This window comes from Arthrobacter sp. NPDC092385, assembly GCF_044755105.1.
Taxonomy (GTDB): domain Bacteria; phylum Actinomycetota; class Actinomycetes; order Actinomycetales; family Micrococcaceae; genus Arthrobacter_D.
In genome coordinates this window covers 20,894-35,253 of sequence record NZ_JBIVQL010000004.1, presented here as the reverse complement: position 1 = coordinate 35,253, position 14,360 = coordinate 20,894, and the positions used below count along the sequence as shown (strand labels likewise).

The window sequence follows — 14,360 nt, the reverse complement described above, 5'->3', positions numbered from 1 at the left end:
CTAGCGCGGATCGGCGACCGTTCCCATGAACAGCGGCAGCCCCGTGTCCTCGTGGATGATCTGGTAGCCGAACGGCCGGTCGAAGGAGATGCTCACCTCGGGCGGCATCGGAGCGCTCGTCATCATCACGACCTGCGTCACAGCGGCGGCGATCGTCCCCTTCTCCGCCACCGTGATGTTGGCCACCTGGGCGGCCCCGCCGACGACGGTGCCCGGCTGGATGGCACGGAAGTCGGCCTCGGGCCCGAAGGACTCGCGGAGTCCGATGGCGGCCAAGGATTCCAGGAGGTCCTGCTCGAACTCGTGGTCCCATGTCGGCAGTGCCACGTCCACCCGGACGTCCTCGGCTGCATCGAGCAGCTCGGCCATGTCGAGCAACTCCTGCTCGGTCCACTGCGGCGGTGATCCTTCCGCGGGCAGGAGGAGCCTCAGGGAGAAGCCTTCGCCGTAGGGCAGATCGATTCCGGTCCAGCCGTCCGCCTCGATGTACCGCACCGTCCGGGTTCCGTGCATCATCGGGACGTCCACCCTGCTGCCATCGGCCAGCATGAACTCCTCATCGAAGGTGCCGGACGGATCGAAGGGCTCGTCCCAGGCCGCCGCGAAGTAGACGGTGTTGAGCAGGGACAGCGTGGTCCCCGCGTCGACCTCGAGCGGGGCCTTCCCGATACGCCCGCCCGTCTCCCTCGACACCCACCCGTCGATGCGTGCCGCCGTCGCCGGGTCCGCGAAGTCGACGGGATAGACGCCCGCCCCGTAGTTCCGCGCGAGGGTGGCGAGGAAACGCTCGCCCGTGGTTCCGTCCTCGGGGACGAAGACTGCATTGGCGAGGTGCAGCAGGGGCTTCTCGGGGGGATTGTCCTCGTCGACGCCCCCCGGATCGCCGTCGAAGCCCTCCACGCGTGCGAGAAGGGCGTTCATCGCCTCGTGGTGCTCGGCCGGTAGCCCGAGAACGGCGTCCATCTCCGCGGCCGTCGTCGTCCCGGCTCCTGCCCGCAGCATGGACAGGGCGTAGAGCGCGCTGAGCGGGCTGGTGACCTGGTTCGCCTCGGGATCGGCGGTCATCGCAGCGCCGAGGCGGAAGGAGGACCGCAGGAGGGCGTCTTCCGCCTCGGGAAAGACGCCTTCCTCGATGACGACCCGGTCGATGGGCGCCGCCTGCTGCTCGGGCGTCGATGCACCGCACGCGGTCAGCAGCACCAGGGCCGCCGTCGTCGTGGTCGCCGTCCTGCTGATGCGTCCGGTAAGCCGTTCCTGCTCGCGCTGATGTTCCATCCGCTCCCCCTCGTGTGTTTCCCCCACGGTAGGTGCGCATACTGCCGAGGGCCATGGGCACCGGGAGCACGATCCGGTCACGGAAGCCTGATGATGGTGCTCGACGCTTCGGGTTCAGCGGGGCACGGGGTTCGGGATGGTGCGGCTGCGGCCCCGGAATTCGGCGATCAGGGTGCTGCCCGCGGTGACGCGGATGTCGTAGATCCCACTGCGCCCGGTGCGGTTCACCACCCTGCCGACGGCCGTGAGGGTCTGGCCCTGGAACGCGGGGGCGACGAAATTGATGTCGGCGCCGGACGCCACCGTGATGGTTGCGGGGCCGGCGTCGGGGCCGGCGTCGGGGCCGGTTGCGGGGCCGGCGTCGGGATCATTGCAGGCGAGGGCGAAGCAGGTGTCGGCGAAGGCGAAGATGATCCCGCCATGCGCTATGCCGAAGCCGTTCACCATCTCCTCCCGGACGGTCATGGAGATCTGCGCGTCGCCGAAGAGGGCTCGGTCGACCTCGATACCGAGCCACCGGGAGGCGCGGTCGTTCGCGAGGATCGGGTGTGGGTGCAGCATCGACGTGTTCCGTCCTATCGGTTGTGGGTTGATTCGCCCCTGGCATCCAGGAGGTCGGTCTGCGCGCGGTCCGAGCGGCGAGGCACTCGCAGGCCAGGATCGGGACGACGACGGTGCGCACCGGCCGGGCCGTGGCCTGCGCTTCCTCGGCTGGCCGGACGGTGACGGGAGCAGTTTTCCATTCGATCATTCTCGCGGCCATTGATTGTCCACCGGACGCCACGGACCGGTTGTGCAGGGCCGGCAAGGCGCCCGGAGCACCCAGGAATGTCGGTGGCGGAACGGACAATAGTGCCATGAGGACGAATTCGGAGCGGATGGTCGAACTCGAGCGGATATCCGCCCGGATGCTCTCCCTGAATGCCGAGAAAGCACGCCTCGACGCCGCAATGGCCGACGCCGCCGCCGAATTGAGGGACCTCTTCCAGGAACGGGTTCCCCTGCCCTCGAATGCACTGCGAGGCAGATCCAACTTCTCCGACACCACCACCGCAACCGAGATCGCCTGCCTGCTGCGGATCTCCGAGCGCTCGGCCCATCGCCTTGTCCAGTACTCCGCGCTCCTGGTGACCCACCACCCGAAGACCCTCGCCGCCCTGCGAACGGGCGCCATCTCCTGGGCCCATGCCACCACCCTGCTGCACGAGTACGCGGGCCTGCCGGCCGGTACTGCTGCCGGCGTCGAGGACGCGCTGCTGCCCGTCGCCATCGCCACGACCGTCCCGCGGCTCTCCTACCGTGCACGCAGGCTGAGGACACAGCTGCATCCCCTCGCTCTCGACGATCGCGCCCGGGCGGCCGTCCAGGAGCGGCGGGTCGACATCGAACCAGCCGACGATGCGATGGCCTGGCTCCACGTCCACCTTCGGGCCACCGATGCTGCCGCCATCGACGCCCGGCTGACCCACGGTGCGCGGTCCCTGCAGACACCCTCCGAGCGCAGGACCTTGCCCCAGCTGCGCACCGACATCCTGACGGATCTCCTCCTCAGCGATGATTCGCCCACCGACCGCGCAGTTTCAGTGGGTAGCGGCTCCCGGGTACGCGCGGACATCAACGTCACCGTCCCGGTCCTGACACTGCTCGGTGTCGACGACGCACCCGCCGAGCTCGAAGGCTACGGACCCATCCCCGCCGAGATCGCGCGGCGCCTGGCTGCCCACGCCCCCTCCTTCACGAGGCTGCTCACACACCCCGAGACGGGAGCGGTGCTGAGTGTCGGCCGGACAAGCTATGCCGTCCCGGCGGACCTCAAGAAGTGGTTGCGCGTACGTGATCGGACCTGCCGACACCCGGGCTGCAACGTCCCGGCGTCGAGATGCGAACTGGACCACACGAAGCCCTGGTCGCAGCAGGGCACGACGACGCACGACAACCTCGCCCACCTGTGCCGGAAACACCACAAACTCAAGAGCGAGGGGATCTGGCACTACAGGCAGTCACGCGCGGGCACCCTTACGGCGACCTCGCCCGGCGGTCGAACCTATGCCTGCGACCTGGAACCACCGCCGTTCTGACCACAATGGTTCTCACCCGCCGCCTCCGGAAGCCACGGGAACGAGCACTCGGTGGCCTCCGGCAACCGTCTGGCGATAGGCTCGGGGCGTGACCCACGACACTCCAGCTTCCGCCCCATCCTCCAGCGAGCCGCCCGCACGCCGATCCACCGCGATCGACGCCGTCGCCACCTCGTACTACGAGACCCTGCTCGAACTGATGCCCGACTTCGCCACCGAGCTGGGCCTGCCCGGCCACGAGACCGAGTACCGGGACTACTCCCCCGCCGGCCTCGAGGCCCTCGCCGAGGCCGCGCGCAACACCCTGCGCCTCCTCGACGACCTCCAGCCCGCCGATGACGTCGACGCCGTCACCCTCGACGCGATGCGCGAGCGGCTCGGGCTCGACCTCGAGATCCACGACGCCGGGTTCGACTACTCCACCCTGAACAACATCGCCTGCCCGGCCCAGAGCATCCGCGCGATCTTCGACCTCATGCCCACCGCCACGGCGGAGGACTGGAGCCACATCGCAGGGCGCATGGCCAACGTGCCCGGCGCGATCGACGGGTACATCGCATCCCTCCGCGCCGGCCGCGAGCGCGGCCTCGTCGCCGCACGGCGGCAGGTGTCCATCGTGATCGAGCAGTCCACGAAGTACGCGGAGGACGGCGGCTTCTTCGACGCACTCGGCGGCACCGCCACGGCCGACGACGGCGACCTGCCCGAATCGCTGAAGGATCAGCTCCGGACCGGCGCCGGGGCCGCCCGTGCGGCCTACCGCTCCCTGGCTGCCTTTTTGCAGGAGGACCTCCTCCCCACCGCACCGGAGAAGGATGCCGTGGGCCGGGAACAGTACGCCCTGATGTCCCGCGTGTTCCTGGGCTCCGCCGTCGACCTCGAGGAGACGTACCAGTGGGGCGTCGAGGAGCTCGACCGCGTCATCGCCGAGCAGGAGGCGGTGGCGAACGAGATCCGCGAGGGCGCTTCGATCGAGGAGGCCATGCGGATCCTCGACGAGGATCCTGCTCGCCAGCTGCACGGCACCGACGCGCTGCAGGCGTGGATGCAGGACCTCTCGGACCGGGCCGTCGACGCCCTGGCCGGCGTGCACTTCGACGTCCCGGACGTGATGCGCCGCCTCGAGTGCAGGATCGCCCCGACCAACGAGGGCGGCATCTACTACACGGGCCCCAGCGACGACTTCTCCCGCCCGGGCCGCATGTGGTGGTCCGTGCCGGAGGGCGAGGACTCCTTCACCACCTGGAAGGAGACCACCACCGTCTACCACGAGGGCATTCCGGGCCACCACCTGCAGATCGCCACCGCGACCTACCAGCGCGGACTCCTGAACCCCTGGCGCCGCAACGCCATCTGGGTCTCCGGCCAGGGCGAGGGCTGGGCGCTCTACTCGGAGCGGCTCATGCAGGAACTGGGCTTCCTCTCCGATCCGGGCGACCGCCTCGGGATGCTCGACGCGCAGCGCATGCGGGCTGCCCGCGTGGTCTTCGACATCGGGGTGCACCTCGAGCTCGAGATCCCCGAGCGCTGGGGCGAGGGCATTTGGACTCCCGAGAAGGGCTACGACTTCCTGAAGCGCAACATCGCCATCAGCGAGGGCCAGCTGAACTTCGAGTTCACGCGCTACCTCGGCTGGCCGGGCCAGGCGCCGTCGTACAAGATCGGCCAGCGCCTGTGGGAGCAGGTTCGCGACGAGGTCCGGGCCGCCGAGGGCGATTCCTTCGACCTGCGCGCCTTCCACACCCGCGCCCTCAACCTCGGTTCCGTGGGACTCGACACGCTGCGCCGGGCCCTGGTGCCCTGACGCAGCTGCTCGTCCTCACATAGACGTTCGTCACACGCGGGCGGGGAATAACCCCCGCCCGCCCGGGGATCGCCGGATCCACGCGGAAACGGCTGGAAACCGTGCACGACGGCGGCGGGAGGCTGCGTAACATTTCGCAACTCCCGCTTCGCTTGGGTATAAAGCGAACCTAGTGTTTCGGTCGTGTCTACTGAAACCAGCTCCCCGCCCTCCCGGCGCAGGCTGCCCCGCTGGGCAACCTCCTTCGGCCCGCAGATCATCGCAGCCCTCGTCGTCGGGCTGGCCCTCGGCCTCCTGGCCAAGTACACGGGCCACACCAAGGAAACCCCGAACGGCCTCGGGACCACGCTCGCCACCCTCGGCTCGAGCTACGTCGCCCTGCTGCGCGCCGCCGTCGTCCCCCTGATCTTCACCGCGGTCGTCAGCTCGATCGCCAACCTCCGTGCCGTCAACAATGCCGCGCGGCTCGCCGGCCAGACGCTCCTGTGGTTCGCGATCACCGCGCTGATCTCCGTGGTGATCGGCATCGGACTCGGCGTCGTGTTCCAGCCCGGAGCGGGCACCGATGCGACACAGCCGGCGGAGTACACCGGGAGCACCGGCAGCTGGTGGGCCTTTTTGACCGGGCTCATCCCGGCCAACTTCCTGGGCCTCCAGGCATCGTCCGCCGTCGCCGAAGGCGGCGCGGTCACCACCGCACTGAACTTCAACGTGCTGCAGGTGCTCGTCGTCGCCGTGGCCGTCGGCATCGCCGCCCTCAAGGTCGGCAGGCAGGCCGAGCCGTTCCTCACCTTCAACGCCTCGGCCCTCGCCGTCATCCAGAAGGTCCTGTGGTGGATCATCCGGATCGCCCCGCTCGGCACGGTGGGCCTGATCGGCAACGCCGTCGCCGTCTACGGCTGGGACACCATCGGCTCGCTCGGCAAGTTCACCCTGGCCATCTATGTGGGCCTCGCACTCGTGCTCTTCGCCGTGTATCCCGTGCTGATCAAGGCGCACGGGCTGTCCGTCAGGCAGTACTTCTCGGGCGCCTGGCCGGCCATCCAGCTGGCCTTCGTCTCGCGTTCGTCGGTGGGCACCCTGCCGCTCACGCAGCGCGTCACCGAACGGAATCTCGGCGTTCCCCGCGGATACGCCTCCTTCGCGGTGCCGCTCGGCGCCACGACGAAGATGGATGGCTGCGCGGCCATCTACCCGGCCATCGCCGCGATCTTCGTGGCCCAGTTCTTCGGCATCGACCTGACGCTGACGCAGTACCTGCTGATCGCCCTGGTCTCCGTGCTGGGCTCCGCGGCGACCGCCGGAACCACCGGTGCCGTCGTCATGCTGACGCTCACGCTCTCCACGCTGGGCCTGCCCCTGGCCGGCGTCGGGCTCCTCCTGGCCGTGGACCCGATCCTGGACATGGGCCGCACCGCGGTGAACGTGGCCGGCCAGGCACTCGTGCCCACGATCGTCGCCCGGCGCGAAGGCCTGCTGGACCTCGGACTCTACAACGCACAGCGGACCGGCGATCCCTTCGTCGACGACAGCGACCTCGACGGCGCCATCGACGCCGGCGCCCCGAACGACGGCATCTCGGCCTCCGTCACCCGCTGAGCGCCTGACGCATCGTTCCACGGCCCGCCCCGGCACCTCCGGGGCGGGCCGTCCTGCATGTCCGGCTAACGATTCGGCGCCGTTCAGCACGACGACAGCGCTTTTCCCGGGGTGCGGGAGGATTATAAGAGCACCTATCCAGCACGACAAGGTGGTGCGCCATGAAGCAATCGCGCATGACGGGGAGACTCTCCGCCACATTCGCCGCCCTCGCCCTCACCGCAGGCCTCGGCCTCGCAGGGGGACCACCGGCATCGGCCGCGTACTGCGGCATCACGTGGGGCTCGACCGTGAAGGCCGCGCCCACCTACTCCTCCGCTCCCATCACCAACGTCCGCTCGGGCCGGCACGAGTGCTTCGATCGCCTCGTCATCGACGCCCGCGGTCCTGTTTCCGGCTACCGCGTGGCCTACGTGAACAAGGTCGGGAACCCGGGATCGGGCGCCACCGTTCCCCTGCGCGGCGGCGCGCGCCTCTCCGTGACGGTCCTCGCTCCCGCCTACGACGACGCCGGCCGGGCGACCTACTCCCCCGCCCGTCGCAGCGAACTCGTGAATGTCACGGGCTACTCGACGTTCCGGCAGGTCGCCCTGGCCGGGAGCTACGAGGGGCAGACGACGTTCGGACTCGGCGTCCGGGCGCGGCTTCCCGTCCGCGTCTTCGTGGTCCCCGGACCCGGTGCCGGCTCGAGGGTGGTGATCGACGTCGCGCACCTCTGGTGAGATCGGACGCTGCACCCGCTGCAGTGCATCTAGGCTTGGGGGCATGACGGCCCGCCTGATCCTCGCCTCGAAGTCCCCTGCCCGCACCAAGCTCCTCACCGAGGCGGGCATCCGTCACTCGGTCCTGGTGTCGGACGTGGACGAGCCCGCCGTCGTCGCTGCGTACGGCGAGCTCGACCCCCATGACACTGCCCTCCTGCTGGCACGCGCCAAGGCCGAGGCCGTCGCCGGGCTCGACGACGCCGACGGCGCGCTCGTGATCGGGTGCGACTCCGTCTTCGAGTTCGACGGCGAAGCACACGGGAAGCCCTACGAGCCCGCGGTGGCGATCGAGCGGATCAGCCGGATGCGCGGCCGCTCCGGCGTGCTCCACACCGGCCATTGGCTCGTGGACACGCGCGACGGCGGATCGGGCGCCACGATCGGCGCGGTGTCCTCCGCGACCGTGTACTTCGGCGCCATGTCCGACGCCGACGTCGCGGCGTACGTCGCCAGCGGCGAACCCCTGCAGTGCGCGGGGTCCTTCACCATCGACGGGCTCGGCGGGGCCTTCATCGACCGCGTGGACGGCGACCCGCACGCCGTCGTCGGGCTCAGCATCTCCACCCTGCGCGCCCTCCTGCAGGCGGCCGGCGTCTCCGTCACCGATCTGTGGGCGCACGCCGCGGCCTTGTAGGTTCCCTACAAAGGATTCCCGCACAACACTCCCCTTCAGCACGATCCATGGGCGGAAGCTCCAAAACCGGGCTAGGCTCCGAACTGAGAAGAAGGAGTCCAACGCACCATGAGCCAGTCCCCCCTCGTCCCGTCCGAGTCCCCTGATGCCAGCAGCGCGAGCAACGACACCGGGGGGCAGCACCGGGTGACGAAGGTCCTGGTGGCGAACCGCGGGGAGATCGCCGTCCGGGTCATCCGTGCCGCGCGCGACGAAGGAATCGCCTCGGTCGCCGTGTACGCCGATCCCGACCGCGACGCACTGCACGTGCGCATGGCGGACGAGGCCTTCGCGCTCGGCGGGGAGACCGCCGCCGAGTCCTACCTGCTCATGGACCGCATCCTCGAAGCAGCCCGGCGCAGCGGCGCCGACGCCATCCACCCCGGGTACGGGTTCCTCTCCGAGAACGCCGACTTCGCCCAGCGGGTCATCGACGCCGGGATCACGTGGATCGGCCCCTCTCCCTCCTCCATCTCGCAGTTGGGCGACAAGGTCCAGGCACGCCACATCGCCGAGCGCGTCGGTGCGCCCCTCGTGCCCGGCACCAGGGACCCCGTGGAGTCCGTCCAGGAAGTGATCGACTTCGCCCAGGAGTTCGGCCTGCCCATCGCCATCAAGGCGGCCTTCGGTGGCGGCGGGCGAGGCATCAAGGTCGTCCGCAGCCATGAGGAGATCCCCGAACTGTTCGATTCGGCGGTCCGCGAGGCCACGGCCGCGTTCGGCCGCGGCGAGTGCTTCGTGGAGCGGTTCCTCGACGCACCGCGCCATGTGGAGACGCAGTGCCTCGCCGACAGCCACGGGAACGTCGTCGTCGTCTCGACCCGCGACTGCTCCCTACAGCGACGGAACCAGAAGCTCGTCGAGGAGGCCCCGGCGCCCTTCCTCTCCGACGACCAGAACGCCCGGCTCTACGAGGCGTCCAAGGCCATCCTGCGCGAGGCCGACTACCAGGGCGCCGGCACGTGCGAGTTCCTCGTCGGCCAGGACGGCACCATCTCGTTCCTCGAGGTGAACACGCGGCTCCAGGTCGAGCACCCCGTCTCGGAGGAGGTCACCGGCCTGGACCTCGTCCGCGAGCAGTTCCGCATCGCCCGCGGCGAGGAGCTCGGCTACGGCGACCCCGAGGTCCGCGGCCACTCCTTCGAGTTCCGCATCAACGGCGAGGACGCCGGCCGCGGCTTCATGCCGGCACCCGGCACCGTGCGGACCCTCAAGCTCCCCACCGGCCCGGGCGTGCGCGTCGATTCCGGCGTCGAGGCCGGCGAGGTCATCGGCGGCAACTTCGACTCCATGCTCGCCAAGCTCATCATCAGTGGTGGGAGCCGCGAGCAGGCCCTCCAGCGTGCGCGCCGTGCACTCGGCGAGATGGTGATCGAGGGCATGCCCACCGTGCTCCCCTTCCATGCCGCCGTCGTCGCCGATCCCGCCTTCGCTCCCGCCGAGGGCCCGTTCTCGGTCCACACGCGCTGGATCGAGACCGAGTTCGACAACACCATCGCCCCCTGGACCGGCGCAGCCGATCCTTCCACCGACGAGGATTCGCGGCAGCGCGTCACGGTCGAGGTCGGCGGGCGCCGCCTCGAAGTGGTGCTGCCCGCCGGACTCGGTGCGACGCCGAACGGCAAGACGAGCGCTCCGGCCAAGACCAAGAAGTCCTCGCGGGCACGAGCAGGCAAGGCAGCCGTGAGCGGCGACGAACTGACCTCGCCGATGCAGGGCACGATCGTCAAGGTCGCCGCGTCCGACGGCGACGTGGTCACCGAGGGCGATCTGATCGTGGTGCTCGAGGCCATGAAGATGGAGCAGCCGCTGACCGCGCACAAGTCAGGAACCTTGACGGGCCTGTCTGCCTCCCCCGGGGACACCGTCTCCGCCGGTTCCGTCATCGCAACCATCCGCGACTAGCGAAGTCCGCCGCGACCGGCCGGTCATCGGCGGACGGCGATCGGGCGCGGAGTCCGGGCGCAAGGATCCGTCGCCGCGTGGGAGGAATACCGGCCGCCGCTGTCCCTCGCCGCTGTCCTCCGCCTGAGGGCGCGCCGATCAGAGCGCCCTCAGGCCGGAACCGGCCTCGGATCAGCCTCCGCCGTTGCCTTTGCCCTTGTCGCGCGCGTCCTCCGCGGCCTTCTCGGCTGCTTCCCGGGCTTTCTCTTCTGCCTTGCGCTGCTGCTCGGCCGCTTTGTCCGCGGCCTTGTCACCGCTGCCGCCCGGCGGAGAGCCCTCCCCGCCGGCGTTTTCCGGTGCCGTGTCACCCGTCTCCTCCGGCGCGGCATCGTCACCGCTCTCCCCGTCATCCGCGGAATCCCGGTCCGTCGGAGCCGGGGCAGGCTCCACCGGCGCCGAGGAGGTCTCGGCGGGCGCGGGCTGCGGTGCCGGGTCCACGCTTTCCTCGACGGGGGCGGGCGCTTCCTCGGAGGGCACGACATCGGAGGGAACGACGTCGGACGGCACGACGTCGGCGGGAACCTGCCCGGCTTCGAGCGAAGCGATTACCGCATCGATCCGCGCGCCGATCAGCGCTGCCCGCTCCTCGGTGACCGAGCCGGCCGTGGCCGCGCGCTCGACCTCACCCTTGAGGCGCTGCGCGAGGACGATCGCTCCCCCGGAGTCACCGGCAGCAGCACTGGAGGCGATCGTGCGCACCTCGGCCTGGAGGTCGCCCGCCGTCGCGGCGTCGATGGGATCACTGCCGCAACCGGCCAGCAGCAGGGCCGTGCCGACCAGGAGGGGCACTCCGAGCCGGATCCTTCGTGGGGGTGCGATGGTCATTCCTGCACGCTTTCGTAGAGTTCCTGCAGTTTCTCGCCGGGTTCTCCCGGGACGGCCGGCAAGGGCTCGATGCCGGGCGCCGGGTCCCCGGAGAACAGGGTCGTGAAAGCCCAGAGGCCGGCAGCGAGCACGGCGACGACGAGCAGCGCGACGAGCCACGGAACGCCACGCCCACGGCGCCCGCGTGGGGGTCGCGAGCTCGGCCGTTCCTCGCCTGTCGTACCGAGTACGTGCTGCACGCCCTGCCCCGGGAGGCTCGGCGCCGCCGACGGTGACCGCTCGCCATGCTCCGGCAGGGCCACTGTCGCGGGGTCCGATCCGTCGCTGTCACGCGTCGTGGAAACACGCGATGCCGGGGACGAGGACACCGGAAGAGAAGCGGCCGCGGCAGGACCCGGCCCGACGGCGGTTACGGAGGTTACGGAGGTCGCACCCGACTCCTCAGCGACCGACGACGGATGCTGATCGCTCCCGCGCGCCGGACCGGCCACGACCCGCGTCGCGGCGACGGACTGCGTGAGGGGCGACGTGTCCGCCCCGGCGCCGTCGTGCGCCTGCGTGAGACGCGAAGTGTCCGCCCCGGCGCCGTCGTGCGCCTGCGTGAGACGCGACGTGTCCGCCCCCGCGCCGTCGTGCGTCCCGCTGTCGTGCGCCTGCGTGAAGCCCGAGCGGACCGACTCGCTGTCGTGCGCCTGCGTGCCCTCGTCGGCAGCCCGGTCACGGTCGGGAACGGACAGGGCCGCGGTCGGAGGCGCGTGGACGGGCAGCGCCGTCGTCGCCGGAACCTCGCCGTGCCCCTGCACACCCATGGCGATCAGCTCCCGGACCACGCGGGCAGCATCCGGCCGGTCGTCCGGCCCGTCGAGGGTCATCGCGACCAGGAGCGCGGACAGCGCGGGCCCCGCGGCATGCGGGACGGACGGGCTCCGGCTCAGGCGCGCCAGCGCACTCTCGACTCCGGTGCCCGGGAACGCGCGCTCACCCGTCAGGGCCTCGATCAGCACGAGGCCCAGCGAGTAGATGTCCGAGGGCTGCCCCACCGCGTCGCCCCGCGCCTGCTCCGGGCTGAAATAGGCGGCACTGCCGATGACCTGGCCGGTCGCCGTCATCCTGCCGCCGTCGAAGAACCGGGCTATCCCGAAGTCCGTGAGGAGGTAGCGGAAGAAACCGCTGTGCGGATCTGCCTCGCGCGTGAGGATGTTGGAGGGCTTGATGTCGCGGTGCACGATGCCGCGTTCGTGGATGTACTGCAGTGTCCGTGCGAGGTCCAGCGCCATGAGCCGGACCTCCTCGCGCCCGAGCGGTCCCGCGGTGCGCAGCAGGACGCCGAGGTCCGGGCCGCGCACCAGTTCCATGACCAGGTAGGGGTTCTCGCCGGAGTGTTCGCCGTTGTCCATGTCCAGCACGCGGACCAGTCCGGGGTGATCGAGTCCGGCGAGCAGCCGCGCCTCGGCGGATCCCCGCTCGGGCCCGTCGGCCATTCCGGACCGGAAGAGCTTGACGGCGACGTCGCGCTCAAGGCGCGTGTCCCGGGCCGTGAAGACCTCGGCCATGCCGCCGGTACCGACCCGCTCCCCCAGTGCGTACCGCCCGGCCAGCGCCTGCTTCTCCATGTCACCCGCTTCCGCTACCCCGTGGTCCGGCGCCGGGCGCGCGAATTCAACACGCACCCGTTGGTTGGTAAGCCGGCTTTGCTTCCAGTGTACGGGCGGCACCGGATCGGGGTTAAGCAACGAGATCAGCGTCATCCTGTGGACAGACTCGACCATGCAGGCGACGGCCGTGCTGCATCGAGGACCGGAATCGCAGCACCGGCTACCGACGCCGGGTAGAAACGACGCCGGGCGGGAACAACGACGGGAGGGAACGACCCCGGGGGCGGGAACGACGACGGCGCCGCACCCGGGTGGGTGCGGCGCCGTCGCTGCGCGCGGAAGCTCGCGCGGAAGCTACAGGGCGATCAGGCGACGTTGTTCTCGTAGTCGTGGTCCCGGGTCTCGCGCGAGATGTAGAGCGCGATGAAGGTGAGGACGGCGGCGACGGTCAGGTACGCGCCCACCAGCACGGTGCTTCCTCCCGCTGCCTGCCAGAGTGCGACGGCGATGAACGATGCGGGAGCAGCGCCGATCATGCTCGAGACGTTGTACGCCACGGCCGAGCCCGTGTAGCGGACGTTCGCCGGGAACAGTTCCGGCAGCACCGCGGCCATGGGCCCGAACGTCAGGCCCATCAGGATGAAGCCGATGATCAGCAGTGCCATGGCACCGGCGGTGCCGGCGCCGAAGAGCGGTGCCCAGAGGAGACCGAAGACGGCGATACCGACCGTCGTCCCGAGGAGCATCTTGCGGCGGCCGAAGCGCTCGGCGAGGGGTCCGGAGACGATGGTGAAGATGCCGAAGAAGACGACGCCGATGATGAGCATCCAGAGGAAATCGGTGCGCGCCATGCCGAGGCCGGGGACGAACGCAGCGGCCTGGGCCTCGGTGAACGTGCCGCCGGCCGCTTCGACCTTGGCCCGTGCCTGCTCGAGGCTGGACGGCGCTGTTCCGTACGTCAGCGTGAAGGCCGTCATGAAGTAGAAGAGGACGTAGGTGGCGAACATGATGAACGTGCCGAGGATCAGCCCGCGCCAGTGGAGGCGGAAGGTGGTGCCGAGCGGGACCTTCACCACCTTGCCGGTCTTCTGGACCTTCTGGAAGGACGCGCTCTCGATCAGCTTGAGGCGCACGTAGAGGCCGATGATGACCATGACGGCGCTCAGCAGGAACGGCACCCGCCAACCCCAGGACAGGAACTCCTCCGGGCTCAGCGTGGAGCTGAGGAGCACGAACAGCAGGTTGGCGAGGATGAAGCCGATGGGCGCCCCGAGCTGCGGGAACGTGCCGTAGATGGCGCGCTTGCCCGCGGGAGCGTTCTCGGTCGCGAGCAGAGCAGCACCGCTCCACTCACCGCCGAGTGCCAGTCCCTGGAGGAACCGCAGCACGACGAGGAGCAGCGGCGCCAGGAAGACCCATCCCGGGTTGGTCGCAGCGGGGAGCAGGCCGATGAGGAAGGTGGCGATGCCCATGGTGAGCAGTGAGGCCACGAGGGTCGCCTTGCGCCCGATCTTGTCGCCGAAGTGCCCGAAGACGATGGAGCCGAGCGGGCGTGCGACGAACGCGACGCCGAAGACGGCGAACGAGCTGAGGAGCTGGTTCGCGTCGCTCTGGTTCGGGAAGAACAGCGACGGGAAGACCAGGACGGCGGCCGTGGCGTAGATGTAGAAGTCGTAGAACTCGATCGTCGTGCCGATGAGGCTGGCGAAGATCACCCGGCCCCTGCTGTTCAGGGGCGTGGTTGTTCCGCTGGCACCAGCGGAAGTGGAGGAGGTCATGGGCTGCGGCTTTCTCGGAACGAGC

General features: G+C 69.9%; 11 protein-coding genes. 6 read left to right on the top strand and 5 right to left on the bottom strand.

The annotated features are described in order from the left end of the window. Together ACIQCY_RS06560 and ACIQCY_RS06555 are read right to left on the bottom strand one after the other, a co-directional pair. Positions 1-1,275 (bottom strand): serpin family protein, encoded by a 1,275-nt coding sequence (locus tag ACIQCY_RS06560; RefSeq protein WP_400483094.1) that lies wholly within the window; start codon positions 1,273-1,275, stop codon positions 1-3. Between the two features lie 114 nt (positions 1,276-1,389). After that, on the bottom strand, positions 1,390-1,836 hold the full coding sequence (locus ACIQCY_RS06555) for a hotdog fold thioesterase (RefSeq protein WP_400483093.1): 447 nt from the start codon (positions 1,834-1,836) through the stop codon (positions 1,390-1,392). A 296-nt stretch (positions 1,837-2,132) separates the two neighbouring features. On the opposite strand from ACIQCY_RS06555, the gene ACIQCY_RS06550 reads away from it, so the two are divergent. The 6 genes from ACIQCY_RS06550 to ACIQCY_RS06525 all read left to right on the top strand — a co-directional run bounded on the left by ACIQCY_RS06550 (position 2,133) and on the right by ACIQCY_RS06525 (position 10,098). Beyond that, positions 2,133-3,353, top strand: a complete 1,221-nt coding sequence (locus ACIQCY_RS06550) for a DUF222 domain-containing protein (RefSeq protein WP_400483092.1) — start codon at positions 2,133-2,135, stop codon at positions 3,351-3,353. Positions 3,354-3,441: 88 nt separating this feature from the next. Further along, positions 3,442-5,157: a DUF885 domain-containing protein gene (locus ACIQCY_RS06545; protein ID WP_400483091.1), complete on the top strand. Its 1,716-nt coding sequence runs from the start codon at positions 3,442-3,444 to the stop codon at positions 5,155-5,157. 183 nt (positions 5,158-5,340) lie between these two features. Then, positions 5,341-6,756: a dicarboxylate/amino acid:cation symporter gene (locus ACIQCY_RS06540; RefSeq protein WP_400483090.1), complete on the top strand. Its 1,416-nt coding sequence runs from the start codon at positions 5,341-5,343 to the stop codon at positions 6,754-6,756. A gap of 161 nt (positions 6,757-6,917) precedes the next feature. Further along, positions 6,918-7,478 (top strand): hypothetical protein, encoded by a 561-nt coding sequence (locus ACIQCY_RS06535; protein ID WP_400483089.1) that lies wholly within the window; start codon positions 6,918-6,920, stop codon positions 7,476-7,478. A gap of 43 nt (positions 7,479-7,521) precedes the next feature. Then, positions 7,522-8,154 carry a Maf family protein gene (locus ACIQCY_RS06530; protein WP_400483088.1) on the top strand — a complete coding sequence of 211 codons (633 nt, stop codon included), beginning with the start codon at positions 7,522-7,524 and terminating at the stop codon, positions 8,152-8,154. Positions 8,155-8,262: 108 nt separating this feature from the next. Continuing rightward, entirely contained in the window at positions 8,263-10,098 is a 1,836-nt protein-coding gene (locus ACIQCY_RS06525) for an acetyl/propionyl/methylcrotonyl-CoA carboxylase subunit alpha (protein WP_400483087.1), read from the top strand. Between the two features lie 171 nt (positions 10,099-10,269). Here the strand turns inward: ACIQCY_RS06525 and ACIQCY_RS06520 are convergent, their stop codons facing one another. The 3 genes from ACIQCY_RS06520 to ACIQCY_RS06510 all read right to left on the bottom strand — a co-directional run bounded on the left by ACIQCY_RS06520 (position 10,270) and on the right by ACIQCY_RS06510 (position 14,335). Beyond that, positions 10,270-10,962: a hypothetical protein gene (locus ACIQCY_RS06520; protein WP_400483086.1), complete on the bottom strand. Its 693-nt coding sequence runs from the start codon at positions 10,960-10,962 to the stop codon at positions 10,270-10,272. Beyond that, positions 10,959-12,632 carry a serine/threonine-protein kinase gene (locus ACIQCY_RS06515; RefSeq protein ID WP_400483085.1) on the bottom strand — a complete coding sequence of 558 codons (1,674 nt, stop codon included), beginning with the start codon at positions 12,630-12,632 and terminating at the stop codon, positions 10,959-10,961. The genes ACIQCY_RS06520 and ACIQCY_RS06515 overlap by 4 nt, the downstream gene beginning before the upstream one ends. Before the next feature lie 290 nt (positions 12,633-12,922). Continuing rightward, positions 12,923-14,335, bottom strand: coding sequence for an MFS transporter (locus tag ACIQCY_RS06510; RefSeq protein WP_400483084.1), 1,413 nt, complete (start codon positions 14,333-14,335; stop codon positions 12,923-12,925). Between the last annotated feature and the right edge of the window lie 25 nt (positions 14,336-14,360).

Coding starts and splice junctions, on each gene's coding strand:
- ACIQCY_RS06560 (WP_400483094.1), bottom strand. CDS start 1,275: ATGGAACATCAGCGCGAGCAGGAACGGCTTACCGGACGCATCAGCAGG.
- ACIQCY_RS06555 (WP_400483093.1), bottom strand. CDS start 1,836: ATGCTGCACCCACACCCGATCCTCGCGAACGACCGCGCCTCCCGGTGG.
- ACIQCY_RS06550 (WP_400483092.1), top strand. CDS start 2,133: ATGAGGACGAATTCGGAGCGGATGGTCGAACTCGAGCGGATATCCGCC.
- ACIQCY_RS06535 (WP_400483089.1), top strand. CDS start 6,918: ATGAAGCAATCGCGCATGACGGGGAGACTCTCCGCCACATTCGCCGCC.
- ACIQCY_RS06530 (WP_400483088.1), top strand. CDS start 7,522: ATGACGGCCCGCCTGATCCTCGCCTCGAAGTCCCCTGCCCGCACCAAG.
- ACIQCY_RS06525 (WP_400483087.1), top strand. CDS start 8,263: ATGAGCCAGTCCCCCCTCGTCCCGTCCGAGTCCCCTGATGCCAGCAGC.
- ACIQCY_RS06520 (WP_400483086.1), bottom strand. CDS start 10,962: ATGACCATCGCACCCCCACGAAGGATCCGGCTCGGAGTGCCCCTCCTG.
- ACIQCY_RS06510 (WP_400483084.1), bottom strand. CDS start 14,335: ATGACCTCCTCCACTTCCGCTGGTGCCAGCGGAACAACCACGCCCCTG.